Raw genomic sequence first — 1,666 nt, 5'->3', positions numbered from 1 at the left:
CCTCGGCCCTTCGTTAAGGGCTGTCCAAGGAGTGGTCTGAAAGCAATGAAGTGCCTTCTGATCAGGGAAAATGGGACTTGCTGAGGGTCCGATGTTCCTGTCACGGAAGGCACTTGCTGGGTGAAGGTTACCGCAACACGTCCGAAGATCATGGTGACCGGCGGCGGGCGGGGCGTAGTCGGGCACGTCGGCGCCCGCCTGCTCGCCGATCTGGCCGACGTAACAGGGTTGACCAGCGCGTTCAGCCTCGCGTTGACGAAGTTGCGGCAACGGCAGAGCGGCCACGACCCGGGCCGCATCGCCGTGGATCTGGCGGTGATGCTCGCCGACGGCGGGGAGGCCATCGCCGATCTGGCGGTGCTGCGTGACCAGTCCGCCCTGTTCGGGCTGGTCGCCTCGGACCCGACCGCGTGGCGGCTGTTGTCCCAACTGGACGAGCCGATGCTGGCCGAACTGCGTGCCGCGCGGGCCCGAGCCCGCGAGGTCGCCTGGGCCCAGCACGCCGACATGCACGGTGACCTGCCGGCGGTGAACGCAGGCGGCCGGCAGGTCGACGGTCTGGTCCTGGACATCGACGCGACGATCGTGATCTGCCATTCCGAGAAGGAATCGGCGACCCGTACCTGGAAGAAGACCTTCGGCTATCACCCACTGCTCTGCTTCCTGGACAACACTGGCGAAGCCCTCGCCGGCCTGTTGCGTGAGGGCCGGGCCGGCTCGAACACCACCGCCGACCACATCACCGTCCTGGACCAGGCCCTGGCCCAGATCCCCGACGCTGTCCGGCACGGCACCCCGATCCTGCTCCGCAGCGATTCGGCCGGCTCCAGCCACGGCTTCCTCGCCCACATCCGGTCCCTGCGCGAGCAGCACCTCGACATCCGGTTCTCCGTCGGCGCCGCGATCACCGAACCGATCCGGGCCGCGATCCAGGCTGCGACCGGCTGGATCCCCGCCGTCCACACCGACGGTGAACTGCGGGAACACGCCGAGGTCTGCGAGATCACCGGCCTGTTCGAAGCGGCTGGCTGGCCGCAGGGCACCCGGTTCCTGGTCCGCCGCGAACGCCCGCATCCCGGCGCTCAGCTGTCACTGTTTGACACCGTCGAAGGCTGGCGGCACCAGGTCGTCGCCACCGACACCCCACCCGGCAACGGCGGCATCCAGCACCTGGAGGCCCGGCACCGCGCCCACGCCCGCGTCGAGGACCGCATCCGCACCGGCAAGACCACCGGCTTCGGCCGGTTCCCGTCCCGAGTGTTCGCGATCAACCAGGCCTGGCTCCAGTTGGCCTTGACCGGCATCGACCTACTCGCCTGGACCCAGACCCTGCTCCTCGACGGTGACCTCGCCCGCGCGGAACCCAAGAAACTGCGTTACCAGCTGCTGCACGTCGCCGCCCGCATCACCCGCACCGCCCGCCGGACCCGACTTGCCATCGCCGCCGACTGGCCCTGGACCAACGCTCTGACCAGCGCATTCAACCGCCTCGCCGCACTGCCGCGACCCGCCGGCTGACCCAGCAACCCCACGCCCCGACCAGCAGCACGGAGGAAACCGGCCCAGCGCCGGGCCGTCAGCATGCCAGCGAACTGGTACGCGAATCCCGAACCGAATTCATCGAACAGCAGCTATGAACGGCCGCCGAAATGAAAGACCGAGGCTA

1 protein-coding gene is annotated in these 1,666 nt (G+C 68.7%); it reads left to right on the top strand.

Features of this window, described 5'->3' with window-relative positions; genetic code table 11:
- Positions 1-120 precede the first annotated feature (120 nt).
- Positions 121-1,518 (top strand): IS1380 family transposase, encoded by a 1,398-nt coding sequence (locus tag GA0070560_RS27985; RefSeq protein WP_281185378.1) that lies wholly within the window; start codon positions 121-123, stop codon positions 1,516-1,518.
- The last annotated feature ends 148 nt before the right edge of the window (positions 1,519-1,666 follow it).

Source organism: Micromonospora halophytica, from assembly GCF_900090245.1.
Lineage (GTDB): Bacteria > Actinomycetota > Actinomycetes > Mycobacteriales > Micromonosporaceae > Micromonospora > Micromonospora halophytica.
This window is presented reverse-complemented; position numbering and strand designations above follow the sequence as displayed.